This is a genomic window from Mumia spirodelae (assembly GCF_050632745.1).
Taxonomy (GTDB): Bacteria; Actinomycetota; Actinomycetes; order Propionibacteriales; family Nocardioidaceae; genus Mumia.
The window spans coordinates 1186165-1210772 of record NZ_JBODSD010000001.1 but is presented as its reverse complement, the minus strand read 5'-3'; the positions used below and the strand labels follow the sequence as shown (position 1 = coordinate 1210772).

Below are 24608 nucleotides of genomic sequence, written 5' to 3'. Positions count from 1 at the left end.
GCGTCCAGCGTACGGACCGCTCAGCGGCGGGCGTACTCGCGGAAGCCGCGGCCGGTCTTGCGGCCCAGGTAGCCGGCCGTGACCAGGTGCTCGAGCAGCGGCGCCGGCGCCCACGCGGGCTCGCGGAACTCACGGAAGAGCGTCTGCTCGATCGCGAGCGAGACGTCGTTGCCCACCACGTCGAGCAGCTCGAACGGACCCATCGGCAGGCGGCAGCCGAGCTTCATCGCGACGTCGATGTCGTCCGCCGTCGCGTAGTGCGCCTCCAGCATCTTCACGGCGTCGTTGAGGTAGGGGAAGAGCAGCGCGTTGACGATGAACCCCGCGCGGTCCCCGCACGACACCGCGTGCTTGCCGACGTTCGCGCAGAGCGCGTTGACGGTCTCGGTGACGTCGTCGGCCGTGGCGACGGTGGAGACGACCTCGACCAGCTTCATGACCGGTGCGGGGTTGAAGAAGTGCATGCCGATCACGTCCTGCGGCCGGCTGGTCGCCGCCGCGCAGGAGATCACCGGCAGGGACGACGTCGTGGTCGCGAGGATCGCCCCCGGCTTGCAGATCCGGTCCAGGTCGCGGAACAGCTCGAGCTTGACGTCGAGGTCCTCGGCGATCGCCTCGACCACGATGTCGACCTCGGCCAGCGCCTCGCGCTCGGTGCTCCCGGTGAGGCGCCCGAGCACCTCCGCCTTCTGGTCCTCGGTGGCACGGCCGCGCGAGATCGCCTTGTCGAGCGACTTCGTGATGGCGGCACGGACGCCGTCGACCTTGTCGAGGGTGCGGCCGACGTACACGACGTCGTAGCCGGCCTTCGCGAACACCTCGACGATGCCCGAGGCCATCGTGCCGGTGCCGACGACGCCGACCCGCCCGATCTCGCGGCGCAGCTGCGGCGCGGCGTCGGCGGACGGGGTCGTCGCGTCGTCGACGACCTGCGAGGAGTAGGCCTCCGTGTAGGTGTAGAAGCCGCGGCCCGACTTCCGGCCGAGAAGGCCGGCGGTCACCATCTGCTTGAGGATCGGCGCCGGCGCGTGGACGCGCTTGCGGTCCTGGAGGTACATCGTCTCGAGGATCTCGTACGCGGTGTCGAGCCCGATCAGGTCGAGCAGCGCGAGCGGTCCCATCGGGTAGCCGCAGCCGAGACGCATCGCCGCGTCGATGTCCTCGCGGGTCGCGTACTGCGCCTCGTACATCGACGCGGCGTGGTTGAGGTAGGCGAACAGCAGGGCGTTGGCGATGAAGCCCGCCTTGTCTCCCACGGTCACCGGGCTCTTGCCGAGCCGCTGCGCCAGGGCCACCGCGTCCTCGACGACGTCCGGGGCGGACACCACGGTGCGGACGACCTCGACGAAGTCCTGGACCGGCGCCGGGTTGAAGAAGTGCAGCCCGACCACACGGCTCGGCAGGCGCGTCGAGGAGGCGATCTCGGTGACCGAGAGGGCCGAGGTGTTCGAGGCAAGGATCACGTCGTCACGGACGATCTTGTCGAGCTGCTGGAAGACGTCGATCTTGACGTCGAGCTGCTCGACGACCGCCTCGATGACGAGGTCGGCGTCGGCGAGGCTGCCGAGGTCGGTCGCGTACGAGATCCGGCCCAGGAGCGCCTCGCGCTCGGCGGCGTCGAGCTTGCCGCGCTCGGCAGCACGCTGCGTGGAGTGCTCGATGGTCGACCGGCCGTGCTCGAGCGCGGCGTCGTCCTTGTCCACGCCGAGGACGGTGATGCCGTTGCGGGCGAGCACCTCTGCGATGCCGGCACCCATGGTGCCCAGGCCGACGACTCCGACTGTGTTGATCTCGCGCGCCACGGATGTCTCCTGTGTTCGGGGAGGACGTAAGTTACCGGCAGGTTACTACCGGGTAGGCGGAGTCTGACAGGCTTGGCCCCTTCCCCGCCGTGACCCACGTCACGGGTGCACGCGCGCCGCCCTGCCGGCGACCGCCGGTGCACCTAGCATGGCCGGATGCGCCGACTGGTCGTACGCCCTCGCCTCGCCGCCCACCGGACCCGCGTCGCCGTCGCTGCGTCGCTGACCGCCCTCGCGATGGGCGCCACCGCCTGCGGCGAGTCCTCACCGGACGACGACGCGGCGGCCGACGCGACCGCCACCACGGCTCCGACCACCTCGCCGACGACCTCCGCGTCCGAGCCGACGCCCTCTCCCACCGCGTCCGACGCCCCGCCGAGCACGACGCCGCCGACCACCGCTCCGACCCCCGGCGCGACGGAGCCGACAGCCTCGCCGCAGGCCCTGGCCGCGGCCGCGCGGGGGCCGGTCGGCGTCTGGCGCAACCGCGAGCTGAAGTGGGTGCTGCGCATCCGCAAGGGCGGCCGCTTCGTCGAGGACTTCGACGGCGTCAAGAACATCCGCTCCGGCACCTGGCGGCGCAAGGGCACGGTCGTCGTCCTCAAGGGGGGCGACGGGGTCACGACGCGGGGCAAGCTCACCCGCAACACGCTGACGATCCGGGGGACCGTGCTCAAGCGCGTGCGCTGACGGTCGCTAGCCTGTCCAGGTGCGCCTCGTCATCGCTCGTTGTCAGGTCGACTACGCCGGACGCCTCACCGCTCATCTCCCGATGGCGACCCGGCTGATCCTCGTGAAGTCGGACGGGTCGGTCTCGATCCACTCCGACGACCGCGCCTACAAGCCGCTCAACTGGATGAGCCCGCCTGCGACGCTGCGCGAAGGCGTCACCGAGGACGGTACGGTCGAGTGGACCGTGTCGGCGACCAAGACCGACGACACGCTGCGCATCCTCATCGAGGAGCTCCTCCACGACTCGAGCCACGACCTGGGCGTCGATCCCGGGCTGCAGAAGGACGGGGTCGAGAAGCATCTGCAGGAGCTCCTGGCAGAGCACCCGACGACGCTCGGTGACGGCATGTCGCTGGTCCGCCGCGAGTACATGACGGCCATCGGCCCGGTCGACCTGCTCTGCAAGGACCCCGGCGGCGGATCGGTCGCCGTCGAGGTGAAGCGTCGGGGCGAGATCGACGGGGTCGAGCAGCTGACCCGCTACCTCGAGCTCATGAACCGCGACCCGTTGCTCGCACCCGTGCGCGGCATCTTCGCCGCGCAGGAGATCAAGCCGCAGGCCCGCACGCTCGCGACTGACCGCGGGATCGAGTGCCGCGTCGTCGACTACGACGCGCTGCGCGGCATGGAGGACGGCAGCCTGCGGCTCTTCTGAGCCGCAGGCTGCCTCCCCCTCAGGCCTCCGGCCACGCGAACTCCGGGTCACGGGCGTACTCGTCGCGCCGCCACGCGAGCGCCGTCGCGACCATCTCGCGAGCCCCGGCGCCGATGATCGCGCGCCGCGGGGGCTCCGGATCGTCGACCAGCGCCAGGACCGCGGCCGCGGCGACCGCCGGCGGCTCGTCGGTCGGCTCGGCGTCCGCCGCTGCGGCCACCGCCGCCGCGTCCGGGTATTCGGGCATCCCCAGCACAGCCTCGCGGACCTCGGCGTAGGCCGGGGACGAGTCCCCGGCGAACCGCATGCTCGACCCGGCCCAGTCGGTCGCGAAGCCGCCGAGCTGCGCGATCGTGACGTGGATGCCGAACCGGGCGACCTCGTCGGCCATCGCCCCACTGAAGCCCTCGAGCGCCCACTTGCTCGCGTTGTAGAGGCCGAACAGCGGCAGCGTCCCGACGGCGCCGACGGTCGAGACCTGCACGATGTGCCCCGCCCCCTGCGCACGCATGACGGGAAGCACCGCCTGCGACACCCAGATCGCGCCGAGGAGGTTCGTGTCGAGCTGCCGGCGCACCTCGTCCTCGGACAGCTCCTCGATCGCGCCGACCAGGCCGTACCCCGCGTTGTTGACCGCGACGTCGAGCCGGCCGAAGCGTCGGTGCGCGTCGGCCACCACCGTGCGTACGGCCTCCCGGTCGGTCACGTCCAGCGACAGCACCGCCAGGCGGTCGCCGTGGGCCTCCTCGAGCTCCGCCAGAGCGTCGGGTCGCCGCACGGTCGCCGCGACCCGGTCCCCGGCCTCGAGCGCGGCGACCGCGAAGGCTCGGCCGAGGCCGCGGCCCGCGCCGGTGATGAACCAGGTCCTTCGTGAGGTCATGCGTACTCCTTTGTTTGTCACGAGACGGTCCGTCTCGTCTCGTCACAGGGTACGCTGACTCCGTGCCTGACCGCGAACCCGTTTCCCCGCCCCCGCGCCGACGCAGCGAGCGGGCCCGTACGGCGGTGCTCGGCGCCGCTGCGGAGCTCGTCGAGGAGGTCCCGTACGCCAAGGTCACCGTCGAGGCGATCGCCGCACGTGCGGGCGTCGGCAAGCAGACGATCTACCGCTGGTGGCCGTCGCGCGGGGCGGTGGTCTTCGACGCCCTGCTCGCACGGGCAGGGGGCGCGGAGGCGCCGCTGCCCGACACCGGCGACCTCCGTGCAGACCTCAGCACCTTCCTGGGCCAGGCGGTGACGGCCATGACCGCCCCGCACGAGGACGCCTTCCTCCGGGCGGTCACGGTCGAGATCCTGCAGGACGCGACGGTGGCCGCGCAGTACCGGGAACGCCTCATGGTGCCTCAGCGGGCCGCCGTCCGCTCCCGGCTCGAGAGCGCCCAGGTCGCCGGCGAGATCCGTGCCGGGACCGACCTCGACGTCCTGGTCGAGTGTCTGCTGGGTCCCGTCGTCGGGCGATGGGTCCTCGGCTCGGGCGACCTCGACACCGCGTACGCCCACGCCGTCGTCGGGCTGGTCCTCGACGGCGCCGTCCGGTAAGCAGGAGCCATGATCTGCATCGAGGTCGTCCAGGGAGACATCACCACGGTGCGCGCCGACGCGATCGTCAACGCCGCCAACAGCACGCTGCTCGGTGGCGGCGGAGTGGACGGGGCGATCCACCGGGCAGGCGGCCCCGAGATCCTCGCGGCGTGCCGCGAGCTGCGGGCGACCACGCACCCCGAGGGTCTTCCTGCCGGCGACGCGGTCGCCACGATCGGCGGCCGTCTCCCCGCGCGGTGGGTCATCCACACCGTCGGGCCGGTCTGGTCGCGCGACGACGACCGCAGCCACCTGCTGCGCTCGGCCTACGCGCGCAGCCTCGCGGTCGCCGACGACCTGGACGCCCGCGTCGTCGCGTTCCCGCTGATCTCCGCCGGGGCGTACGGCTGGCCGCTCGACGACGCGGTCGCGGTGGCGGTCTCCACGATCCGCAGCACGTCGACGGAGGTGGAGCGCGTGATCATGGTCGCCTTCGGGGAGGCGCCGGAGCGCCTCCTGCGCGCGGCGGTCGACTGACGATCGGGCCTGCCGCGCCGGCGCGGCTCAGACCTCCGTGTCCGGCCCCTGCTCGCGCACCCGGTGCACGTGCTCCAGCGAGTCCCGGAGCTCCTCGAGCCACGTGTCGGCGTTCTTCTGGACGAGCCGCACGCACCACGCGAGCGCGTCGCTGCGGCTGCGCGCCACCCCGCCGGCGACGAGCGTGTCGAGGACCCGCCGCTCCGGCTGGCGCAGGCGGGTCATCACCGGCGAGGCCAGGTGGGTGAACAGCGCCTGCGTCCCCTCGCACTCGACCCCCCACGAGACCGTGCGGTCGAAGCGGTGCTGGGCCTCGCGCGCGACCTCCATGCGGTCGGCCCGCGTGCGCTCACGGAACTCTCGGATACGGCCCTCGACCGCTCCCCTCCGCTCGGCGTCGGACGCGTCGTCGCCGAGCGCGGGACCCGGGATGCTCCCGATCACGACGATCTCCTCGCGGTCCACGGTGACGCTCGCGAGGCTGTCGAACAACCCCTCGGGGAGTCGCCCCACGAACCACCCGCGGATCTCGTCGATCTGCTGCTGAGTAATCATGTAATCAGGCTTACGCCGATCGAGGACGCTGCGCAAGATCGTCCGCTCACGGCGGACATCCCGCCGACGGAGGAGTCCCCGCCCGGAGCGTGGGACAGCTGTGCGAAGTTCCTCCGCGGTGGCGCGCGGATCGCTAGCATCCGTGGTCGTGTGGACCTATCGCGGCGACGAGCCGACCGTTCTCCAGTGGCTCGACTCGATCAGCGTCGGGCACGAGGCGCACCAGATCGCCGCCAAGGCCACGCGGCGCCGTCACCGCGTGCTCGGCGCCACGACCGTGATGCTCGCCGGACTCGCGGCAGCCGCCGCATTCGCGGCCGTCCTGGGCGAGCCGCGACCGTGGCTCCAGGTCTGCGCGGGTGTCCTCGCGGCCCTCGCCGCGACCTCGGCGCTCCTCCACACGGTGGCCGACGACGCCGACGTGATCGCGGCGCACCAACGCTCGGGCGCCGAGTACGGCAACCTGCGGCGCCAGCTCGAGCAGGCCATCCTCTCCGAGCGCATCACCGACGACCGCCTGTCCGAGATCCGGGCCGAGTGGACCCGCGTCGAGGAGGCAGCACCGAGCCTGCCCGCGAGGACGACCCGCGCCGCGGAGCACCGCCTCGCCGCCACGGCCCCGGCGGCCGCTCCCGCCGTCCCCACCGTGGTCCCGACGGCCCCCGTCGCGCCGTCGACCACCACGGTCGCCGCCGCGGAGCCGCTCGAGCTCGAGAGCGCAGACGAGCCGACCAAGGAGCTCACGACCAGCTGACCGTCCCCTCGGTCACGCCGGCGCCTCCGCCAGCGCGACGACCTCCTCGGCGCAGCCCCACGACAGCGTGACGCCCGCCCCGCCGTGGCCGCAGCAGTGCACGACCGGGCTCGCCCCGGGGCGCTCCTCGCGCTCGAGCCGCACCGAGGGCCGTGCAGGTCGGAGCCCGACGCGGGTGCCGAGCACCGGTGCGCCGTCGAGCGCGGGCACGAGGGCCGTCGCCCGCGCGAGGATGGCGGCGGTGTCCTCAGGACGCGGCGCCAGGTCCCACTCCCCGTACTCGCTCGTCCCGCCCACGATGACGTCGGTGCCCCGCGGGACGACGTACGTGACGCCGTCCGGACCGTCGGCGAGCAGCACCTCCTCAACCCCCGGCACGGGTGGCAGTCGGACGAGCTGACCGCGGACCGGGGTCGTCGTGGCGTCGCCGCTGAGGAGTCGGCTGCCGAGCCCCGACGCGTTCACGACGACGTCCGCACCGCTGGGGAGCGCGGGCAACGCCATCCGGGTGACGGTGCCGCCGCTGTCGGCGAGCCGGCGTACGAGGTGGTCGAGGTACGTCGGCATGTGCGCGACGATCCCGTCGAAGGTCCACCCGGCGCCGTAGCCGTGCGGCACGGCGGTCACCCGCTCGAACGCCGCCACCGCGTCCGCCCACCACGGGTCGTGCGCGGTCGGGTCCGTGACGAGCTCGAGCGAGCGACGGACCGTGACGCCGGCGTCGGGGCCGGTCAGCGCCGCCAGCACCTCGTACGACCGTCGTGACCACGCGAGGACGCGGTCGGCGGGACGGGCGAGGTACGGGTACCACCACGCGGCGGCGATCGCCGACGTCGTCTCGAGCGGCAGGTCGCGGGCGAGGACGTCGACCTGGTGGCCGCGCTCGGCGGCCACCACGGCGCAGGTCAGGCCGGTGACACCGGCTCCGACCACCAGCACCCGCACCCGCCCGCTCCTTGGCTCAGGCTCCGGCGACCGGCGGCGCCGTGGGATCGGCCGCCTCGCCCTTCTCCTCGCGGGCGACCCAGTGCTCGATGGCCTCGAGGTCCTCCGACGAGCGGGTGACGACCGCGAGCAGGTCGCTCATCTTGGAGACCTCCTCGACCTGCTCCTTGATGAACCACTGCATGAACTGGTCCGAGGCGAAGTCGGACTCGTCGCGCGCAACCCGCGTCAGCTCGTTGATCTGGTCGGTCACGCGCTTCTCCTGCGCGAGCGCGAGCGTCACGGGAGCGACGACGTCCGCGAAGTCGTTGACCGGGTCGGCGACGCCCGGGATGCGCACCGGCACGTCGGCGTCGAGGAGGTACTGGACCATCATCATCGCGTGGTCGCGCTCCTCGAGCGCCTGCTGGAAGAACAGCGCCGCCATCCGCGGCATCGTCAGCGCGTCGTAGTAGCACGCGATCGCGACGTACTGCTGGTGCGCGGCGAACTCGTGCCCGACCTGCTCGCTCAGCAACGCGGCGAACTTCTCCGATGCCATCTGCTCCACTCCTCCTGCGGGTGCCGACCCGCGACTCGACTATGTCCCGTACGACGCTAGCCGCGCTGCCGGTCCCTCACCAGCAAGGAGTGGCTGCCCTCAGCATCGTCGTGAGGCCCCGGCGTGCGGGCCGTCCTAGACTGCTCGCGACCGGGCCGACGCCCCGGACCGAGTCGATGTCCTGCACCGCGACGTACGACGAGGGAGCCATGGGGAACTCCACGGGCACGATCGTCCGGCGCTGGGGCGGACGCGCGGTCGCGCTGGCCGTCACCGGCGTCGGCCTGTACGTGGTCGCTCCGAGCCTGCTCACGATGTTCGACGCCTGGCCGCAGCTCGCCGACGTCGAGGTGCGCTGGTTCGTCGTCCTCGCCGCGCTCGAGCTCTGCAGCTTCGCAGCGCTGTGGTGGCTGACGCGGATCGCCCTCACGCCGGGGACCGACGGCGAGCCCCGGCCCGAGGAGGACGGCGTCCCCGCCCCCGGGCCACCGGGATGGGGGACGCTCGCGGTCGCCCAGATGGCGGGGAACGCGGCGAGCAAGATCATCCCCGGTGGCGCCGCGGCCGGGGCGGTGGTGCAGGGCAAGGTGCTCGTCAGCGCGGGCCAGCCCGGCGGTGCGGTGGCCTCGGCGATGGCGGCGACCGGCCTGCTCGGGACGGCCGTGCTCATGCTGCTGCCGGTGCTCACCGTGCCGGCGCTCCTGATCGGGCCGCCTCCGGCCGAGCAGCTGCAGCTCGGCCTGCTCGTGTCGCTGATCATCGCGACGGTCATCGTCGCGGTCGGCGTCACCGCGCTCACCTGGCCACGGATCGTCGCGGCGGTCGGCCGCGCGCTGGGGACGGTCATCCACCTCGTACGCCGCCCGGTGACCGCCGACGGGGTCGAGCAGGCGCTCCTCTTCGAGCGCGCCAGGATCGCGTCCGCGTTCAGCGGCCGGTGGTGGCACGCCGTGATCGCCGCCGCAGCGAACCGCATGTTCGACTACGCCGCGCTCGTGGCCGCGCTCGTCGCCTTCGGCGTCTACGCCCGCCCCGCGGAGGTGCTGCTCGCGTACGTCGTCGCGCAGGCGTTCGCCGTCATCCCGATCACGCCCGGGGGTGTCGGGTTCGTCGACGCGGGCCTCACGACGCTGCTCGTGGTCATCGGGGTCCCCGCCGACACCGCCGTCATCGGCACGCTGCTCTACCGGCTGTTCTCCTTCTGGCTGCCGATCCCGATCGGGGCCGCGGCCTGGGGCTGGTGGGCGCTGCGCCACCAGCCCCCGCAGTCGGCCGCGGCCTGACGTGGCTGCCGGCGCGGCGGACGCGCGCCGTCAGGCGAGGTCGTTCGCGCGGCGGATCACGTCGACGATGTCGTCCATGATCTGCGTCATCCCGTAGTCCTTCGGTGTGTACACCGCGGCGACACCCGCCTCGCGGAGGCGACGTGCGTCCGACTCCGGGATGATGCCGCCGACGACGACCGGGACGTCGCGGATGCCGGCCTCGCGCAGCTGCTCGAGCACCTCGGGGACCAGCTCCATGTGCGAGCCGGACAGGATGGAGAGCCCGATGCAGTCCACGTCCTCGTCCACCGCCGCTGCGACGATCTGCGTCGGCGTGAGACGGATGCCCTGGTAGACGACCTCGAAACCCGCGTCCCGTGCCCGGACCGCGATCTGCTCGGCGCCGTTGGAGTGTCCGTCCAGGCCCGGCTTGCCGACGAGCAGGCGCAGGCGTCCGCCGAGCTCCTCCCCCGTCGTCCGGACCCGCTCGCGCACCGCGGCGAGCTCCGCACCGGCCTCGGCCACGCCGACCACCCCCGTCACTCCCGTCGGCGCCCGGAACTCGCCGAAGACCTCGCGCAGCGCGCCCGCCCACTCGCCGGTGGTCACACCGGCGCGGGCGCACGCGAGCGTCGCCACCATCAGGTTCGCATCCGTCTTCGCGTCGGCACGCAGGCGCTCGAGCGTCTCCGCGACCTCGGCCTCGTCGCGCTGGCCACGCCACGCGGCCACCCGCTCGATCGCGCTCGCCTCGGCGAGCGGGTCAGCGGTCTGGATCGCACCGTCGAGGTCCGCGGTGAGCGGGGACTCCTCGGTCTCCTTCCACGCGTTGACGCCGACGACCAGGTGCTCGCCGGCCTCGATCTGCGCACGGCGGGCCGCGTGCGAGGCGACCAGCGCCTGCTTCATGTAGCCGGACTCGACCGCGGCGACCGCACCACCCATCGCCTGCACGCGGTCGATCTCCTCCTTCGCCCCGGCGACGAGCTCGGCGACCTTGGCCTCGATCACGTGGCTGCCGTCGAAGATGTCGTCGTACTCCAGCAGGTCCGACTCGTACGCGAGGACCTGCTGCAGACGCAGCGACCACTGCTGGTCCCACGGGCGCGGCAGGCCGAGGGCCTCGTTCCACGCCGGGAGCTGGATCGCACGGGCGCGGGCGTTCTTGCTCAGGCTGACGCCGAGCATCTCGAGCACGATGCGCTGGACGTTGTTCTCGGGCTGCGCCTCGGTCAGACCGAGGGAGTTCACCTGGACGCCGTAGCGGAACCGGCGCATCTTCGGATCCTGCACGCCGTACCGCTCACGGGTGATCTCGTCCCAGAGCTGGCCGAAGGCGCGCATCTTGCACGTCTCCTCGACGAACCGCACGCCGGCGTTGACGAAGAACGAGATCCGGCCGACGACCTTCTCGAACTCCTCGGCCGGCACCTGACCCGCATCGCGCACCGCGTCGAGGATGGCGATCGCGGTCGAGAGGGCGTACGCCAGCTCCTGCACGGGCGTCGCGCCGGCCTCCTGCAGGTGGTAGCTGCAGATGTTGAGCGGGTTCCACTTCGGCATGTTGACGACCGTGTAGGCGATCATGTCGGTCGTCAGCCGGATGGAGGCCTCCGGCGGGAACACGTACGTCCCGCGCGAGAGGTATTCCTTGATGATGTCGTTCTGGGTGGTCCCGGTGAGCTGGCCGACCCACTCCGCGGGATCCTCCCCGGCGTCGCGGGCCTGCTCCTCCGCGACCACCTGGTACATCGCGAGGAGCCACATCGCGGTCGCGTTGATCGTCATCGACGTGTTCATCGTCTTGAGCGGGATGCCGTCGAAGAGCCGTCGCATCTCGCCCAGGTCCGGGACCGGGACGCCGACCTTGCCGACCTCGCCCTTGCTCAGCTCGTGGTCGGGGTCGTAGCCGGTCTGCGTCGGCAGGTCGAAGGCGACCGACAGACCGGTCTGCCCCTTCGCGAGGTTGCGACGGTAGAGCGCGTTGGAGTCCGACGCCGAGGAGTGCCCGGCGTACGTGCGCATCACCCAGGGGCGATCGCGGTGGGTCGAGTCGGCCATGCGGCATACGTTAGTTGCTTGTGAACGGTCAGTAACACCCACGTGAGCGGAGTCACGCCCGCCCAGCGGGTGCACACTGGAGCCATGAGCAACGCAGGCTCTGTCGTGGGATACCTGTTCGTCCCGCTCTTCAGCCTGCTCGCGATCGGCGGCCTCGCCCTCATCCTCAAGTGGGCCCACTCGCCCGGCAAGCGCGTCCGCCTCCCGTCGTACGGGATGCTGGTGCCGGTGGCGCGCTGCAAGGACCAGCACGGAGCCGAGGTCACGGCGCAGCGGCTGCGCGCCCAGGGCATCCGTGCCACCGTCACCCACGACGTACGCGGCTGGCTGGTGCTGGCATGGAAGACCCAGGCCGACGTCGCCCGGGCGTGGGTGGCGTCGCGCCGCCAACATCCCCCCTCCTGACCTCGCCGGGTCACTCCCTGGCCTCACCGGGTCACCGCCCGGACTAGGGTGGCGCCATGGTCAACCTCACCCGCATCTACACCCGCACCGGCGACGACGGGACGACCCGGCTCGTCGACATGAGCAAGACCACGAAGCTCGACCTCCGGCTCATCGCCTACGCCGACACCGACGAGCTCAACAGCCAGATCGGCTTCGCTCGGTCGTTGGGGACGCTCGACGAGGACGTCGACACGGTGCTGGCCCGGGTGCAGAACGACCTGTTCGACGTCGGCGCGGATCTCGGCGCGCCCGTCGTCGAGAACCCGGAGTATCCGCAGCTGCGGGTCGAGCCGGACTACGTCGACCGGCTCGAGGGCTGGTGCGACCACTACAACGCCGAGATCGAGCCGCTGCGGTCGTTCATCCTCCCCGGAGGTACGCAGGCCGCGTCGGTGCTGCACATCGCGCGCACCGTGTGCCGTCGGTCCGAGCGCAGCGCGTGGGCGGCGATCGACGAGCACGGCGACACGATGAACGTCCTGACGGCGAAGTACCTGAACCGGCTGTCGGACCTGCTGTTCATCCTCGCGCGGTACGCGAACCGCGCGAACGGCGACGTCCTGTGGGTGCCCGGCGGGGAGCGCTGACGCGGAAGGTGACCCGGCGACGCCAGACGGCGACCCGGTCAGATGACGTTGTTGACCTCGCGGCCGGGAGGTGAGGACTCGAGCCACGCCAGCAGCCCCGTCAGCGCCTGGGGGCTCAGCGCCAGCTGGATCGGCACGCCGCCGTCGAGCGTGCACTCGACGATCGTGTTGCCCGCGTGCAGGGCGTAGGTCTCCGACCCCACCGGACGCCGGCGGCGCTCGACCTCGACGTGCCCGCGCTCGAAGCGCAGGACGGGGCGCGGTGAGAAGGAGAAGGTACGAAACCACTCCAGGTGGCTGTCGTTGTAGCGGCCGATCCCGAGGGTCCAGCCGCGGGGGTCGCCCTCCTCGCGCGGCGCCTGCTTGCGGCGGTTGACGCTGAGGTCGAAGGTGCTACCGCCCCGCGCCAGGACGCGACGGCGCCCCGCCAGCCCGAGCACGGCCAGCACCGCCAGGGCAACGAGCACGCCGAGGGAGTCGAGCACCCACAGCCAGATCGGCATGTGTGCCCTCCTCCCTCGGCGACTAGCTCAGGATTCCCCGGACGACCTCAGGACGCGATCTCGGCAGCGCGGATGCGGGCCTCGAGGCGGCGTACTTCGTCGGCCGCCTCCTCGTCGTCCCCGCCCTCGGCCTTCACCCGGGCCAGGTCGTGCTTGGCCCGCTCGAGGTCGATGTCGTGCGACATCACGGCGCTCTCGGCGAGGATCGACACGCGGTCCTTGGCGACCGAGAGGAACCCGGAGTCGACGGCTGCGACCCAGGTCTCGTTGTCCTCGGTCTCGATCTCGACGACGCCGTCGGCGAGCAGCGACATCACCGGGGCGTGCCCCGGCAGGATGCCGATGTCGCCCTCGAGCGTGCGCGCGAGCAGCGACGTGGCCTCACCGGACCACAGCAGCTTGTCGGCGCTCACGAGCTCGACGTGCAGTGTGCCTGCCATCAGACGACTCCTTCTCTACGAACGTGCCGGGTCAGGAGTTCTTCTGGATCTCGGCCCACTTCTTCTCGACGTCGTCCAGACCGCCGCACATGAAGAACGCCTGCTCGGCCACGTGGTCGTACTCGCCGTCCGAGATGCGCTTGAACGCGTCCACGGTCTCGTCGAGAGGGACCGTCGAGCCCTCGATGCCGGTGAACTGCTTCGCCACGTAGGTGTTCTGCGAGAGGAAGCGCTGGATGCGACGGGCGCGCGACACGACCGTCTTGTCCTCCTCCGACAGCTCGTCGACACCGAGGATCGCGATGATGTCCTGGAGCTCCTTGTTGCGCTGCAGGATCTGCTTCACGCGCGTCGCGACCGCGTAGTGCTCGGCCGAGATGTAGCGCGGGTCGAGGATGCGCGACGTCGAGGTCAGCGGATCCACGGCCGGGTAGATGCCCTGCGAGGCGATCTCACGGCTGAGCTCGGTCGTGGCGTCGAGGTGCGCGAACGTGGTCGCCGGCGCCGGGTCGGTGTAGTCGTCCGCGGGCACGTAGATCGCCTGCATCGAGGTGATCGAGTGGCCACGGGTCGACGTGATGCGCTCCTGGAGGACGCCCATCTCGTCGGCCAGGGTCGGCTGGTAGCCCACCGCGGACGGCATGCGGCCGAGCAGCGTCGAGACCTCCGAGCCGGCCTGGGTGAACCGGAAGATGTTGTCGATGAAGAGGAGCACGTCCTGCTTCTGGACGTCGCGGAAGTACTCCGCCATCGTCAGCGCCGACAGCGCGACCCGCAGACGCGCGCCCGGCGGCTCGTCCATCTGGCCGAAGACCAGCGCGGTCTGGCCGAGAACGCCCGACTCGTCCATCTCGACGATGAGGTCGTTGCCCTCACGCGTACGCTCGCCGACGCCGGCGAACACCGACACACCGCCGTGGTCGCGCGCGACTCGGGCGATCATCTCCTGGATGAGGACGGTCTTGCCGACGCCCGCACCGCCGAACAGGCCGATCTTGCCGCCCTGGACGTACGGGGTGAGGAGGTCGATGACCTTGATGCCGGTCTGGAACATCTCGGTCTTCGGCTCGAGCGAGTCGAAAGACGGAGCCTTGCGGTGGATGCCCCAGCGCTCCTTGATGTCGAGCACCTCGCCCTCTTCGAGGTTGAGGCACTCGCCGATGGTGTTGAACACGTGGCCGAGGGTCACGTCGCCGACCGGGACCGAGATCGGCTCACCGGTGTCGCGCACCTCCGCACCGCGGGTCAGGCCGTCGGTGGGCTGCATGGAGATCGCACGCACCATGCCGTCACCGATGTGCTGCGCGACCTCGAGCGTCAGCGGACGACCCTCGGAGTCGAGCGCCGTGTGCACGTGGAGCGCGTTGTAGATGTCGGGCATCTGGTCGGTCGGGAACTCGACGTCGATGACCGGACCGATGACGCGGGCGATGCGGCCCGTCGTCGTGGTCTCGTTGACAGTGGCAGTCATGGTTTCACTCACTCCCGGCGGTCGCGTCGGCGAGGGCGTTCGCGCCACCGACGATCTCACTGATTTCCTGGGTAATCCCGGCCTGGCGGGCCTGGTTGGCGATTCGGGTGTACTTCTGGATCAGGTCTTCGGCGTTGTCGGTCGCGTTCTTCATCGCCTGCTGGCGTGCCGCGAGCTCCGAGGCCGCCGCCTGGAGGAAGCAGAAGTAGAGCCGGTGGTTGACGTACTTCGGCAGGAGCGCGTCGAGGACCTCCGAGGCCGACGGCTCGAACTCGTAGAGCGGGTGGACCTCGCCGTTCTCGGGCGCCTCCTCCCCCTCGATGACCTCGAGCGGGAGCAGCCGGATGACCTCGGGGGTCTGGCTGATCATCGACCGGAACCGGGTGAAGACCACGTGGAGCTCGTCGACCTCGCGCGCCGGGTCACCCGTCTCGGGATCGTCCGGATCGATGAGGAACGCCGCCGTCAGCGCGTCGCCGACCTCACGGGCGTCGGCGTACGTCGGGTGGTCCGAGAACCCGGTCCACGACTGCACGACCGGGCGCTGCCGGAAGCGGAAGTACGCCTCGGCCTTGCGGCCGGTCACGTACGTGTCGACCTCCTTGCCCTCGGCGTGGAGCTTCTCGACGAGACGCTCCGACTCCTTGAGCACGGCCGAGGAGTACGAGCCCGCGAGCCCGCGGTCGCTGGCGATGACCAGCACCGCGGCACGCTTCGGCTCCGGGTTCTCGGTGAGCAGCTTGTGGTCCACGTGACCGAAGGTCGCGAGGGCGGACACCGCGCGCGTGAGCTCACGGGCGTACGGCGTCGCCGCCGCGGCCTGCTGCTGCGCCTTGACGATGCGAGACGCCGCGATCAGCTCCATGGCGCGCGTGATCTTCTTCATCGACTGCGTCGACTTGATCTTCGCGCGGTACTCGCGCAGTGAGGTGGCCATGAGAGGTCAGCCTCGCTTCTGCGCGACGATCTGCTCCTGCGCGACGTCCTCGTCCGCGAGAGCCTCGTGCTCTTCCTTGCCCGGCTTGATCGACCCGCCGTCGCTGGTCTCGAACTGGTCGGCGAACGCGTCGTACGCCGACTCGAGCGAGGAAGCGGTGTCGTCGTCGAACTTGCCCGACTCACGGATCGTCGCGAGGACGCCCGAGTCGCCGCGGCGCAGGAAGTCGAGGAACTCGGCCTCGAAGCGCTGCACGTCGTCGACCGGGACCGGGTCCAGCTTGCCGGTGGTGCCCGCCCAGAGCGAGACGACCTGCTCCTCGACCGGGAACGGCTCGTACTGGCCCTGCTTGAACAGCGCCATCAGCCGCTCACCACGGGCGAGCTGCTGCTTGGACGCGGCGTCGAGGTCGGAGGCGAACATCGCGAAGGCCTCCATCGCGCGGTACTGCGCGAGCTCGACCTTGATCGAGCCGGTGACGGCCTTCATCGACTTCAGCATCGCCGCGCTGCCGACGCGCGACACCGAGATGCCGACGTCGACGGCGGGACGCTGGTTCGAGTTGAACAGGTCCGACTGCAGGAAGATCTGGCCGTCGGTGATCGAGATGACGTTGGTCGGGATGTAGGCCGACACGTCGTTGGCCTTCGTCTCGACGATCGGCAGACCGGTCATCGACCCCGCACCCAGCTCGTCGGAGAGCTTCGCGCAGCGCTCGAGCAGCCGGCTGTGGAGGTAGAAGACGTCACCCGGGTACGCCTCGCGGCCCGGCGGGCGACGCAGCAGCAGCGACACGGCGCGGTAGGCCTCGGCCTGCTTGCTCAGGTCGTCGAAGATGATGAGGACGTGCTTGCCCTCGTACATCCACTGCTGGCCGATGGCCGAGCCGGTGTAGGGAGCGAGGTACTTGAAGCCGGCCGAGTCGGACGCGGGAGCCGCGACGATCGACGTGTACTCCAGGGCACCGGCCTCCTCGAGGGCCGAGCGCACAGAGGCGATCGTCGAGCCCTTCTGGCCGATGGCGACGTAGATGCAGCGGACCTGCTGGCTCGGGTCGCCCGTCTCCCAGAACTGCTTCTGGTTGATGATCGTGTCGATCGCGATGGCCGTCTTGCCGGTCTGGCGGTCGCCGATGATCAGCTGACGCTGACCGCGGCCGATCGGGGTCATCGAGTCGATGGCCTTGATGCCGGTCATCAGCGGCTCGTGGACGCTCTTGCGCTGGACCACGGTCGGCGCCTGGAGCTCGAGCGCACGGCGCTCGGTGGTCTCCACGTCGCCGAGGCCGTCGATCGGGTTGCCGAGCGGGTCCACGACGCGGCCGAGGTAGCCGTCGCCGACCGGGACCGAGAGGACCTGGCCGGTCCGCTTGACGGGCTGGCCCTCCTCGATGCCGGCGAAGTCGCCGAGGATGACCACGCCGATCTCGCGCACGTCGAGGTTCAGGGCGAGGCCGAGCGTGCCGTCCTCGAACTCGAGCAGCTCGTTGGCCATGGTGGACGGCAGGCCCTCGACACGGGCGATTCCGTCCATCGCCTCCGCGACGGTGCCGATCTCCTCGGTCGTCGCCTGCGGCTTGTAGTCGCTGACGAACTGCTGGAGCGCGTCGCGAATCTCGTCGGGACGGATCGTGAGCTCCGCCATGTCAGTGCCTGCCTTCTTCTCGATCGTGCTGGGGAAGTCTTCGGGAGGGGGTTGTGAGGGCCATCGTCAGCCGACGAGCGCCCGTCGCGCGTCCGCGAGCCGGGTCTGGATCGTGGAGTCGATCCGTTCACCGGCGATCTCGACGGACAGCCCGCCGATCACGGCCGGGTCGACGGTGACGTCCACGTGCACCTCTCGACCGTACTTGCGGGCCAAGGCTCCGGCCAAACGCTGCTTCTCGTCGGCGTCCAGGTCGTACGCCGAGGTGACCCGCGCCTGGAGCCGGCCCTCGCGGGCGATGGCGTCCTGGGCGAAGGCGACCAGCGACGCCTCGTAGCCGTGCTCGCGGGTCGCGACGGCCTGGCGGGCCAGGGCCAGCGACGCCTCGTCGACCTGTCCGCCGAGGAGCCGGGTGACCAGCGCCTGACGGCCTTCGGCCGACGCCGACCGGTCGTTGAGCGTCTGCCGCAGCTCGGTGTCCTCGATGACGACACGGGAGAACGCGAACAGGGTGTCCGCGACCTTGTCGAGCGAGCTGTCCCGCTCGGCGGCGCTCAGCACCGCCTGGACACCTGCCTGCTCGAGCGCGTCCGCGAGGTCGCGGGCGGCGCTCCAGCGTCCGCGGGCGGCGGCGGTGACCACGTCGAGCGCCTCCGCACCGATCTTGTCGCCGAACAGCGTCCGGACCAGACCGGCCTTGGCGTCCGACTCCGTGGCGGGGTCGGAGAGCACCCGGCGCAGGACCGGGTTGGCGTCGAGCGCTGCCACGACGGCGAACACCTCGGTGCCGACCGTGACGCCCTGCGAGCCGTCCGCGGTCGACCCGCCCACGGTCTCGAGGACCTGGGCGAGGGAGGTGGCCGAGACGCCGCGCATCAGTTCGCCGATCCGTTCGACGAGCCATCGAGGTCGGCGACGAAGCGCTCGACCGTACGACGCTGGCGCGCCTCGTCCTCGAGCGACTCACCGACGATCCGCGACGCCAGCTCGGTCGAGAGCTGGCCCACCTCGCGGCGCAGGGACTGCACCGCCTGCGTGCGCTCGGCCTCGATCTGCTGGTGTGCCGCAGTGACGATGCGCTGGGCCTCGTCCTGCGCCTGGGTCCGCATCTCGGCGATGATCTGGGCGCCCTGCTCGCGCGCCTCCTCACGGATGCGCGCGGCCTCGTGGCGTGCCTCGGCGAGCTGGGCGTTGTACTGCTCCAGCGCTGCCTTGGCCTCCTCCTGCGCCTGCGCGGCCTCCTTCATGCCGCCCTCGATGGCCGCCGTACGCTCCGCGTACGCCTTCTCGAAGTTGGGCACGACGAACTTCCTGATCAGGAAGACCAGGATGAGGAAGACGACGACGCCGAGAACGATCTCGTCGACGTGCGGGACGAGCGGGTTGAGCTCCTCTGCCGCCAGGATGGTGCTACTCATGGGCTGACCTCGTCATCGAAGGATGGTCGGTGGAACGCGTCGGCGTTCGTCAGAGGACGAACGCGAGCGCGATGCCGATGATCGCCAGGGCCTCGGCGAGCGCGAATCCGAGGATCGCGATCGTCTGCAGGCGCGACTGAGCCTCGGGCTGACGGGCGACACCGTTGATGTACGCGGCGAAGATCAGACCGATGCCGACACCGGGACCGATTGCGGCGAGGCCGTAACCGATCATGTTGAGGGAGCCTTCCACGGCTGTTCCTTTCGTCGTGACGCTGAGTTGCGTCGCTGTGGTGAACCTTCGGGGGTTCGCTACGGGTTCGATATGAAGTTGTCGGTCAGGGTCCGCGCCGGTCAGTGCTCGTCGGCGAGCGCGCCGCCGATGTACTGAGCCGTCAGCAGGGTGAAGACGTAGGCCTGCAGGAACATCACCAGCGCCTCGAGGAAGCTCACCGCGATGGCCAGGAGCCAGGCGATGACGCCCACCGGGGCGTACAAGATGTTGCCGGAGTCGAAGACCAGGTAGCTGCCGCCCAGGGTGAACAGGATGAGCAGCAGGTGGCCGGCGAACATGTTGGCGAAGAGTCGCAGTGCCAGCGTGACCGGGCGGACCAGGATGTTCGACATGAACTCCAGCGGCACGATCAGCAGCAGGATCGGGCCGGAGACGCCGCCGGGGACCGACTGCAGCTTGAAGTAGCCGCCGAACCCGTGCTTGGCGATGCCGACGCCGTTGTAGAGGATCCAGGTCAGGGCGGCCAGACCGTACGCGTAGCCCGAGTGCGAGAACGTCGGGAACTGCAGCAACGGGATGAGGCCGTAGTAGTTGTTGACCAGGATCAGGAAGAACAGCGCCGTCAGGTACGGCACGAACTTCATGAAGTCGTGCGACCCGATCGAGTCGCGCGCGATGCTGTTGCGCACGAAGTTGTAGGCGTACTCGCCGGCGAACTGCAGCTTGCCCGGGACCACGGCGGCGCGGCGCGAGGCCGCGTAGAACACACCGAAGATGAGCACGGCCGACAGGACGTACAGAACCATCGGCTTCGTGACGTCGCCGACGATCGCCGGAAGGTCGAAGTCTGCAGGACCGGGCGGGTGGAACTCGGCGAGGACGGTCCGTCCTGGGGTGGTCACTCGATCACCTCATCTTGGGCGCGGGCGCACCGTGTGTCCACGGGCGTAACGGGTACGTCGGGTAGCGCGGCGGAGAGCGACCCGGAGGTCAGGACTTGCCCTGGAGCGCTGCGAACACGGTGTAGATCCCGAGCCCCGCCCCGAGGACGATGCCGATCACCACCATGAACGAGGTCCCCCACCACAGGTCCAGCAGGTAGCCGAGGGCTCCGTAGACCAGGACCCCACCGCCGATCCGCCCGACAGCGACCCAAGGGTCGTGCGAGGAGGGAGGTGGTGGAGAGTCGCTCATTGCCTCCCGAAAGGTAGCACGTCGGCATCATCGCTCCTCCCCCAGGTCGGGCGCAGTCCCTAGGTCGTACACCGGGGTGCGGCTCGACGTGGCGGCGACGACCTCGAGGCCGGTGACCACCAGCGTGCAGACGATCACGGTCACGCCGAGGGCCTGCGCGTCGATCGGGTCGCCCAGCAGGCCGGACCGCGAGAGCGCGACCGCGGCAGCCACGAGGAGAAGGATCTTGGTGCCGTAGAGCATCAGCGCGGCGAGCATCGTGCCGCCGGTCGCGGGGCGGGTCAACGGGCGCAGGACCGCGAACGTGGCCCCGAAGAACGCGAGGACGACGACGGCGCCGATCAGCGCGCCGAGCGCACCGGGCCCGCCCGCCACGACGGCGGCCACCGCGACGCATGCGACCCCGGAAGCGAGCGCGACGCCACCGAGCACGCGCGTCACGCGTGCGGTGTGGCGATCGGATCGCTGGGTGGTCGTCATGGGGGCGGCCGTCCAAACGTGCTCAGTGGGTGTTTGTGAAAACTAGCACAAGGTCTTTGTACGCCCCAAACCCGGGGCCTCCGTCAGGATCTCACGCCTGGTGCGGACGTCCGATCCGAGGCAGCCAGAACACCGCGAGCGCCGTCACGACGACCATCACGAGCACGCCGGCGACGGCCCGCCACCCTCCGATGAGCCCGAGCGCGACCGCCCCGAAGGCGACGACCCCGGCGATCATGTACATCACGAGGACGGCGCGGCGGTGGCTGTGCCCGATCTCGAGCAGCCGGTGGTGCAGGTGCAGCTTGTCCGGGGAGAACGGCGAGCGCCCGGCCCGCGTACGGCGTACGACGGCCAGGACCATGTCGACGAACGGCACCAGCAGCACGGCGAAGGGCAGCAGCAGGGGCAGCAGGGCCGGGAACAGCGATGCCTGCGCGCCACCGAGACCCTGGATCGCCTCCGCCGCGGAGAACCGGCCCGACAGCGAGATCGCCGAGCACGCGAGGACGAAGCCGATCAGCATCGCCCCCGCGTCCCCGATGAACATCCGCGCCGGGTTGAAGTTGTGCGGGAGGATCCCCGCGCAGGCGCCGGCGAGGGCCGCGCACAGCATCGCCGACGCGATGGCGTTGGTCTGCCGGTTCTCGGCGACCAGCACGAACGCGAAGATGAAGAAGGCGACGGCGCCGATCCCGACGACGCCGGCGGCCAGCCCGTCGAGCCCGTCGACGAAGTTCACCGCGTTGACGCAGGTGACGATGGTGAGGACCGAGAAGAGGATCGACTGCAGCGGGTCGATCGCCCAGGTGTTGCCCGGGAGCGGCAGGTACACCAGCTGGACGCCCATCGAGACGGTGATCACCGCCGCCAGGACCTGCCCGGCGAACTTCGTCAGCGCGTCCAGCTCGTACACGTCGTCGATGACACCCACGATCGTGATGACGATGGCCCCCACCATCACCGCTCCCGCGTCGGCGAGGACGGCGTCCTCCGACCGCGACAGGAACGGCATCCGCGACGCGACCAGGTAGGCCGACAGCAGGCCGAAGAGCATCGCGACGCCGCCGAAGTACGGGATGGGGATCGCGTGCACGTCGCGGTCACGGACCCGCGCGTACGCCCCGACCTTCATCGCCCCTTCCCGCGCGAGCACGGCGAGGACGTAGGTCACCGCGACGGCGACGAGGAAGACGACGAGGTACTCGCGCACGGATCAGCCGACCTCGACCCCGAGCTCGGCGATCTGCTCGGCCGTGACCGCGCCGACGCGCACGATCCGGGGGGTCTCGCCGGTGCAGTCGACGATCGTCGAGGGGACGCCGCTGCCCGCCGGACCGCCGTCGAGGTAGACGGCGACGCTGCTCCCGAGCTGGTCCTCCGCCTGCTCGATCGTGGTGGCGGCGGGGTGGCCGGTCAGGTTGGCGCTCGAGACGGCCAGCGGGCCGGTACGACGCAGCAGCGCGAGGGCGTTCTCGTCGTCGGGCATCCGGATGGCGACCGTCCCGCGCGTCTCGCCCAGGTCCCACACGAGCGACTCCTGCTGGCGGCAGATGACCGTGAGGGGGCCGGGCCAGAACGCCTCGGTCAGCGTGTGGACGTACGGCTCGATCCGCGACGCCAGCGCGTCGAGCGTGGTCGTCGAGGCGACCAGCACCGGCGGCGGCATGTGCCTGCCACGGCCCTTCGCGGCCAGCAGCGCCGCGACGGCGTCGGCCTCGAAGGCGTCCGCGGCGATGCCGTAGACGGTGTCGGTCGGCATCACGACGAGGGCCTTGTCCCGTACAGCCGACCAGGCGGCCTCGAGACCGGCTTCACGCTCGTCGTCGTCGAGGCAGGAGAACCGTTCACTCACAGGGCCATGGTGCCAGTCCCCGCACAGGCGCCGAGCGACCCCCGCCGCTCTACCGACGTTGCGCCCGCCTCGCGGTCGTGTAGCGGGGCCGACCGGCCAGGTCCGTACGGTCGCGCACCTCCTCGAACGCGCCGTGGGCGACGAACACCGCCGGCGCCGACTCCCCCTGCACGTCGGCGTGCTCTGCGCCGACCCAGCCGCCGGACCGCAGGAGCCGGGCGGAGGTCGCGGCCACGTCGCGCATGGCGTCGAGGCCGTCCTCGCCCGACCACAGCGCGAGCGCGGGATCGTGGTCCCTCGCCTCCACCGCGACGGACTCCCAGGCCGCGAGCGGGATGTAGGGCGGGTTGGCGAGCACCAGGTCGACGGACCCGTCGAGGTCGCCGAACGCGTCGGCGAGGTCCCCGTGCCGCAGGTCGACGTCGAGGCCCGCCAGGTTGCGCTCGGCGTACGCGTACGCCGCCTCGCTCAGCTCCACCGCGTGCACCCGGGCGTGCGGCCGCTCCGAGGCGACCGCCCCGGCGATCGCGCCCGACCCCGTGCCGAGGTCGACGACGACGGGGTGCGGCACCTCGAGCGCGTCGATCACCGACAGCCCCCACTCGACCAGCGACTCGGTCTCCGGCCGGGGCACGAAGACGCCGGGGCCGACGACCAGGTCGCGGTAGCGGAACGCCGCCGAGGCCGTCAGGTGCTGGAGCGGCTCGCGCGTCGCGCGGCGGACGACCAGATCCTCGTACGCCGCCGCCTGGGCGCCGTCGAGCGCGGCCACGAGCAGCAGACCCGTCCGGCCGGTGCCGAGCACGTGGGCCAGCAGCAGCTCGGCGTCGTTGCGCGGGGAGGCCACCCCCGCCTCGGCGAGCCGGCGCGTGGCCTCGGCCAGCGCCGTACGGGCGTCGGTCACGCCGAGCCCTCGACCGCGGCGAGACGGGCGGCGAGGTCCGCCTCGACGCACGCGCCGACGACGTCGTCGAGGGCGCCGTCCATCACCTGGTCGAGGTTGTAGGCCTTGAAGCCGACGCGGTGGTCCGAGATCCGGTTCTCCGGGAAGTTGTAGGTGCGGATCCGCTCCGAGCGGTCGACCGTGCGCACCTGCGAGCGCCGGGCGTCCGACGCCTCGGCGTCGGCCGCGTCCTGCGCGGCCTGCAGCAGCCGTGACCGGAGGATGCGCATCGCCGACTCCTTGTTCTGGAGCTGGCTCTTCTCGTTCTGGCAGCTCGCCACGATGCCCGTGGGCAGGTGGGTGATCCGGACGGCGGAGTCGGTCGTGTTGACGCTCTGGCCGCCCGGCCCGGACGAGCGGAAGACGTCGATGCGGAGGTCGTTGTCGTTGATCTCGACGTCGACGGACTCGGCCTCGGGGAGGACCAGGACGCCCGCCGCCGAGGTGTGGACGCGGCCCTGCGACTCGGTCACGGGCACCCGCTGGACGCGGTGGACGCCGCCCTCGAACTTCAGCTTCGCGTACGGGGCGTCGCCCGGGTCCGGGGTGCCCTTGGCCTTCACGCCGACCGTCACCGACTTGTAGCCGCCGAGGTCCGAGGCGTTCTCGTCGATGAGCTCGGTCTTCCAGCCCTGGGACTCGGCCCAGCGCAGGTACATCCGGAGCAGGTCGCCGGCGAACAGCGCCGACTCCTCGCCGCCCTCGCCGGCCTTGATCTCGAGGATCGCGTCCTTGGAGTCGGCCGGGTCGCGCGGGACGAGCAGGCGCTCGAGGCGCTCGGCGAGGTCGTGCTCGCGGGTGGTCAGGGCCTCGACCTCCGCGGCGAAGCCGGGGTCCTCGTCGGCGAGCTCGCGCGCCGCCTCGAGGTCGTCCCCGGTCTGCTGCCACTCGCGGTAGGTGCGCACGATGCCGGTCAGCTCGGCGTAGCGCTGGCCGAGCCGCTTCGCGCGGGTCGGGTCGGAGTGGACCGCGGGATCGGCCATCTGCGTCTCGAGGTCGGCGTGCTCGCGCACGAGCGACTCCACGGCATCGAACCGGTTGCTCATCGACTCCTCCTCCCCTTCCGACGGTCACGCTCGGTCGCCC

At 71.1% G+C, this 24608-nt stretch carries 29 protein-coding genes; 8 read left to right on the top strand and 21 right to left on the bottom strand.

Annotated elements, in window-relative coordinates:
• Window positions 1–20 precede the first annotated feature (20 nt).
• The gene (locus tag ACQSSQ_RS05920; RefSeq protein WP_431326108.1) at window positions 21–1802 is read right to left on the bottom strand and encodes a 3-hydroxyacyl-CoA dehydrogenase family protein; all 1782 of its coding nucleotides are present in this window, start codon (window positions 1800–1802) and stop codon (window positions 21–23) included.
• A gap of 156 nt (window positions 1803–1958) precedes the next feature.
• On the opposite strand from ACQSSQ_RS05920, the gene ACQSSQ_RS05915 reads away from it, so the two are divergent.
• Both ACQSSQ_RS05915 and nucS read left to right on the top strand, forming a co-directional pair.
• On the top strand, window positions 1959–2492 hold the full coding sequence (locus ACQSSQ_RS05915) for a hypothetical protein (protein ID WP_431326107.1): 534 nt from the start codon (window positions 1959–1961) through the stop codon (window positions 2490–2492).
• A 19-nt stretch (window positions 2493–2511) separates the two neighbouring features.
• Window positions 2512–3189, top strand: coding sequence for an endonuclease NucS (gene nucS, locus ACQSSQ_RS05910; RefSeq protein ID WP_431326106.1), 678 nt, complete (start codon window positions 2512–2514; stop codon window positions 3187–3189).
• A gap of 19 nt (window positions 3190–3208) precedes the next feature.
• Here nucS and ACQSSQ_RS05905 read toward each other — a convergent pair whose 3' ends face one another.
• Complete coding sequence (locus ACQSSQ_RS05905; protein ID WP_431326105.1) at window positions 3209–4069, bottom strand: SDR family NAD(P)-dependent oxidoreductase; 861 nt, start codon at window positions 4067–4069, stop codon at window positions 3209–3211.
• Between the two features lie 62 nt (window positions 4070–4131).
• On the opposite strand from ACQSSQ_RS05905, the gene ACQSSQ_RS05900 reads away from it, so the two are divergent.
• Window positions 4132–4728 carry a TetR/AcrR family transcriptional regulator gene (locus tag ACQSSQ_RS05900; protein WP_431326104.1) on the top strand — a complete coding sequence of 199 codons (597 nt, stop codon included), beginning with the start codon at window positions 4132–4134 and terminating at the stop codon, window positions 4726–4728.
• Between the two features lie 9 nt (window positions 4729–4737).
• Window positions 4738–5247 carry an O-acetyl-ADP-ribose deacetylase gene (locus ACQSSQ_RS05895; protein ID WP_431326103.1) on the top strand — a complete coding sequence of 170 codons (510 nt, stop codon included), beginning with the start codon at window positions 4738–4740 and terminating at the stop codon, window positions 5245–5247.
• A 27-nt stretch (window positions 5248–5274) separates the two neighbouring features.
• Here ACQSSQ_RS05895 and ACQSSQ_RS05890 read toward each other — a convergent pair whose 3' ends face one another.
• The gene (locus tag ACQSSQ_RS05890) at window positions 5275–5802 is read right to left on the bottom strand and encodes a hypothetical protein (RefSeq protein WP_431326102.1); all 528 of its coding nucleotides are present in this window, start codon (window positions 5800–5802) and stop codon (window positions 5275–5277) included.
• Between the two features lie 148 nt (window positions 5803–5950).
• Between ACQSSQ_RS05890 and ACQSSQ_RS05885 the strand changes: the two genes are divergently transcribed.
• Entirely contained in the window at window positions 5951–6556 is a 606-nt protein-coding gene (locus ACQSSQ_RS05885; RefSeq protein WP_431326101.1) for an SLATT domain-containing protein, read from the top strand.
• 12 nt (window positions 6557–6568) lie between these two features.
• On the opposite strand, the gene ACQSSQ_RS05880 is transcribed toward ACQSSQ_RS05885, so the two are convergent.
• Together ACQSSQ_RS05880 and ACQSSQ_RS05875 are read right to left on the bottom strand one after the other, a co-directional pair.
• On the bottom strand, window positions 6569–7501 hold the full coding sequence (locus ACQSSQ_RS05880; RefSeq protein ID WP_431326100.1) for an FAD-dependent oxidoreductase: 933 nt from the start codon (window positions 7499–7501) through the stop codon (window positions 6569–6571).
• Between the two features lie 16 nt (window positions 7502–7517).
• Window positions 7518–8042 (bottom strand): ferritin, encoded by a 525-nt coding sequence (locus ACQSSQ_RS05875; RefSeq protein ID WP_431326099.1) that lies wholly within the window; start codon window positions 8040–8042, stop codon window positions 7518–7520.
• Window positions 8043–8251: 209 nt separating this feature from the next.
• On the opposite strand from ACQSSQ_RS05875, the gene ACQSSQ_RS05870 reads away from it, so the two are divergent.
• Window positions 8252–9325 (top strand): lysylphosphatidylglycerol synthase transmembrane domain-containing protein, encoded by a 1074-nt coding sequence (locus ACQSSQ_RS05870; protein ID WP_431326098.1) that lies wholly within the window; start codon window positions 8252–8254, stop codon window positions 9323–9325.
• A gap of 30 nt (window positions 9326–9355) precedes the next feature.
• Here ACQSSQ_RS05870 and ACQSSQ_RS05865 read toward each other — a convergent pair whose 3' ends face one another.
• On the bottom strand, window positions 9356–11368 hold the full coding sequence (locus ACQSSQ_RS05865) for a protein meaA (RefSeq protein WP_431326097.1): 2013 nt from the start codon (window positions 11366–11368) through the stop codon (window positions 9356–9358).
• An 84-nt stretch (window positions 11369–11452) separates the two neighbouring features.
• On the opposite strand from ACQSSQ_RS05865, the gene ACQSSQ_RS05860 reads away from it, so the two are divergent.
• Together ACQSSQ_RS05860 and ACQSSQ_RS05855 are read left to right on the top strand one after the other, a co-directional pair.
• Entirely contained in the window at window positions 11453–11773 is a 321-nt protein-coding gene (locus ACQSSQ_RS05860) for a hypothetical protein (protein WP_431326096.1), read from the top strand.
• A 56-nt stretch (window positions 11774–11829) separates the two neighbouring features.
• The gene (locus ACQSSQ_RS05855; RefSeq protein WP_431326095.1) at window positions 11830–12402 is read left to right on the top strand and encodes a cob(I)yrinic acid a,c-diamide adenosyltransferase; all 573 of its coding nucleotides are present in this window, start codon (window positions 11830–11832) and stop codon (window positions 12400–12402) included.
• Between the two features lie 38 nt (window positions 12403–12440).
• On the opposite strand, the gene ACQSSQ_RS05850 is transcribed toward ACQSSQ_RS05855, so the two are convergent.
• The 15 genes from ACQSSQ_RS05850 to prfA all read right to left on the bottom strand — a co-directional run bounded on the left by ACQSSQ_RS05850 (window position 12441) and on the right by prfA (window position 24568).
• Window positions 12441–12905 carry a DUF2550 domain-containing protein gene (locus ACQSSQ_RS05850; protein WP_431326094.1) on the bottom strand — a complete coding sequence of 155 codons (465 nt, stop codon included), beginning with the start codon at window positions 12903–12905 and terminating at the stop codon, window positions 12441–12443.
• A 47-nt stretch (window positions 12906–12952) separates the two neighbouring features.
• Window positions 12953–13345 (bottom strand): F0F1 ATP synthase subunit epsilon, encoded by a 393-nt coding sequence (locus ACQSSQ_RS05845; RefSeq protein ID WP_431326093.1) that lies wholly within the window; start codon window positions 13343–13345, stop codon window positions 12953–12955.
• A 31-nt stretch (window positions 13346–13376) separates the two neighbouring features.
• A complete protein-coding gene (gene atpD / locus ACQSSQ_RS05840; protein ID WP_431326092.1) occupies window positions 13377–14816 on the bottom strand; it encodes a F0F1 ATP synthase subunit beta in 1440 nt (479 codons plus the stop codon).
• A 4-nt stretch (window positions 14817–14820) separates the two neighbouring features.
• Window positions 14821–15753 (bottom strand): F0F1 ATP synthase subunit gamma, encoded by a 933-nt coding sequence (locus tag ACQSSQ_RS05835; RefSeq protein ID WP_431326091.1) that lies wholly within the window; start codon window positions 15751–15753, stop codon window positions 14821–14823.
• 6 nt (window positions 15754–15759) lie between these two features.
• The gene (atpA, locus tag ACQSSQ_RS05830) at window positions 15760–17397 is read right to left on the bottom strand and encodes a F0F1 ATP synthase subunit alpha (protein WP_431326090.1); all 1638 of its coding nucleotides are present in this window, start codon (window positions 17395–17397) and stop codon (window positions 15760–15762) included.
• Between the two features lie 66 nt (window positions 17398–17463).
• The gene (locus ACQSSQ_RS05825; RefSeq protein ID WP_431326089.1) at window positions 17464–18273 is read right to left on the bottom strand and encodes a F0F1 ATP synthase subunit delta; all 810 of its coding nucleotides are present in this window, start codon (window positions 18271–18273) and stop codon (window positions 17464–17466) included.
• Window positions 18273–18815 carry a F0F1 ATP synthase subunit B gene (locus ACQSSQ_RS05820; protein WP_431326088.1) on the bottom strand — a complete coding sequence of 181 codons (543 nt, stop codon included), beginning with the start codon at window positions 18813–18815 and terminating at the stop codon, window positions 18273–18275. Before ACQSSQ_RS05820 ends, ACQSSQ_RS05825 begins: the two co-directional genes overlap by 1 nt.
• Window positions 18816–18864: 49 nt before the next feature.
• Window positions 18865–19050 (bottom strand): ATP synthase F0 subunit C, encoded by a 186-nt coding sequence (atpE, locus tag ACQSSQ_RS05815; RefSeq protein ID WP_179428207.1) that lies wholly within the window; start codon window positions 19048–19050, stop codon window positions 18865–18867.
• Window positions 19051–19169: 119 nt separating this feature from the next.
• The gene (gene atpB, locus ACQSSQ_RS05810; protein WP_431326087.1) at window positions 19170–19952 is read right to left on the bottom strand and encodes a F0F1 ATP synthase subunit A; all 783 of its coding nucleotides are present in this window, start codon (window positions 19950–19952) and stop codon (window positions 19170–19172) included.
• Between the two features lie 88 nt (window positions 19953–20040).
• The gene (locus ACQSSQ_RS05805; RefSeq protein WP_431326086.1) at window positions 20041–20244 is read right to left on the bottom strand and encodes an AtpZ/AtpI family protein; all 204 of its coding nucleotides are present in this window, start codon (window positions 20242–20244) and stop codon (window positions 20041–20043) included.
• Window positions 20245–20271: 27 nt separating this feature from the next.
• Window positions 20272–20685, bottom strand: a complete 414-nt coding sequence (locus ACQSSQ_RS05800) for a Cg1360 family ATP-synthase-associated protein (RefSeq protein WP_431326085.1) — start codon at window positions 20683–20685, stop codon at window positions 20272–20274.
• A 130-nt stretch (window positions 20686–20815) separates the two neighbouring features.
• Complete coding sequence (locus ACQSSQ_RS05795; RefSeq protein ID WP_431326084.1) at window positions 20816–21937, bottom strand: MraY family glycosyltransferase; 1122 nt, start codon at window positions 21935–21937, stop codon at window positions 20816–20818.
• A 3-nt stretch (window positions 21938–21940) separates the two neighbouring features.
• Window positions 21941–22579: an L-threonylcarbamoyladenylate synthase gene (locus ACQSSQ_RS05790; RefSeq protein ID WP_431326083.1), complete on the bottom strand. Its 639-nt coding sequence runs from the start codon at window positions 22577–22579 to the stop codon at window positions 21941–21943.
• Window positions 22580–22628: 49 nt separating this feature from the next.
• Window positions 22629–23483: a peptide chain release factor N(5)-glutamine methyltransferase gene (gene prmC, locus ACQSSQ_RS05785; protein ID WP_431326082.1), complete on the bottom strand. Its 855-nt coding sequence runs from the start codon at window positions 23481–23483 to the stop codon at window positions 22629–22631.
• Window positions 23480–24568, bottom strand: coding sequence for a peptide chain release factor 1 (gene prfA / locus ACQSSQ_RS05780; RefSeq protein ID WP_431326081.1), 1089 nt, complete (start codon window positions 24566–24568; stop codon window positions 23480–23482). The genes prmC and prfA overlap by 4 nt, the downstream gene beginning before the upstream one ends.
• Between the last annotated feature and the right edge of the window lie 40 nt (window positions 24569–24608).

Coding starts and splice junctions, on each gene's coding strand:
- ACQSSQ_RS05915 (WP_431326107.1), top strand. CDS start 1,959: ATGCGCCGACTGGTCGTACGCCCTCGCCTCGCCGCCCACCGGACCCGC.
- ACQSSQ_RS05905 (WP_431326105.1), bottom strand. CDS start 4,069: ATGACCTCACGAAGGACCTGGTTCATCACCGGCGCGGGCCGCGGCCTC.
- ACQSSQ_RS05895 (WP_431326103.1), top strand. CDS start 4,738: ATGATCTGCATCGAGGTCGTCCAGGGAGACATCACCACGGTGCGCGCC.
- ACQSSQ_RS05890 (WP_431326102.1), bottom strand. CDS start 5,802: ATGATTACTCAGCAGCAGATCGACGAGATCCGCGGGTGGTTCGTGGGG.
- ACQSSQ_RS05875 (WP_431326099.1), bottom strand. CDS start 8,042: ATGGCATCGGAGAAGTTCGCCGCGTTGCTGAGCGAGCAGGTCGGGCAC.
- ACQSSQ_RS05870 (WP_431326098.1), top strand. CDS start 8,252: ATGGGGAACTCCACGGGCACGATCGTCCGGCGCTGGGGCGGACGCGCG.
- ACQSSQ_RS05865 (WP_431326097.1), bottom strand. CDS start 11,368: ATGGCCGACTCGACCCACCGCGATCGCCCCTGGGTGATGCGCACGTAC.
- ACQSSQ_RS05860 (WP_431326096.1), top strand. CDS start 11,453: ATGAGCAACGCAGGCTCTGTCGTGGGATACCTGTTCGTCCCGCTCTTC.
- ACQSSQ_RS05855 (WP_431326095.1), top strand. CDS start 11,830: ATGGTCAACCTCACCCGCATCTACACCCGCACCGGCGACGACGGGACG.
- ACQSSQ_RS05850 (WP_431326094.1), bottom strand. CDS start 12,905: ATGCCGATCTGGCTGTGGGTGCTCGACTCCCTCGGCGTGCTCGTTGCC.
- ACQSSQ_RS05845 (WP_431326093.1), bottom strand. CDS start 13,345: ATGGCAGGCACACTGCACGTCGAGCTCGTGAGCGCCGACAAGCTGCTG.
- atpD (WP_431326092.1), bottom strand. CDS start 14,816: ATGACTGCCACTGTCAACGAGACCACGACGACGGGCCGCATCGCCCGC.
- ACQSSQ_RS05835 (WP_431326091.1), bottom strand. CDS start 15,753: ATGGCCACCTCACTGCGCGAGTACCGCGCGAAGATCAAGTCGACGCAG.
- atpA (WP_431326090.1), bottom strand. CDS start 17,397: ATGGCGGAGCTCACGATCCGTCCCGACGAGATTCGCGACGCGCTCCAG.
- ACQSSQ_RS05825 (WP_431326089.1), bottom strand. CDS start 18,273: ATGCGCGGCGTCTCGGCCACCTCCCTCGCCCAGGTCCTCGAGACCGTG.
- ACQSSQ_RS05820 (WP_431326088.1), bottom strand. CDS start 18,815: ATGAGTAGCACCATCCTGGCGGCAGAGGAGCTCAACCCGCTCGTCCCG.
- atpE (WP_179428207.1), bottom strand. CDS start 19,050: ATGATCGGTTACGGCCTCGCCGCAATCGGTCCCGGTGTCGGCATCGGT.
- ACQSSQ_RS05805 (WP_431326086.1), bottom strand. CDS start 20,244: ATGAGCGACTCTCCACCACCTCCCTCCTCGCACGACCCTTGGGTCGCT.
- prfA (WP_431326081.1), bottom strand. CDS start 24,568: ATGAGCAACCGGTTCGATGCCGTGGAGTCGCTCGTGCGCGAGCACGCC.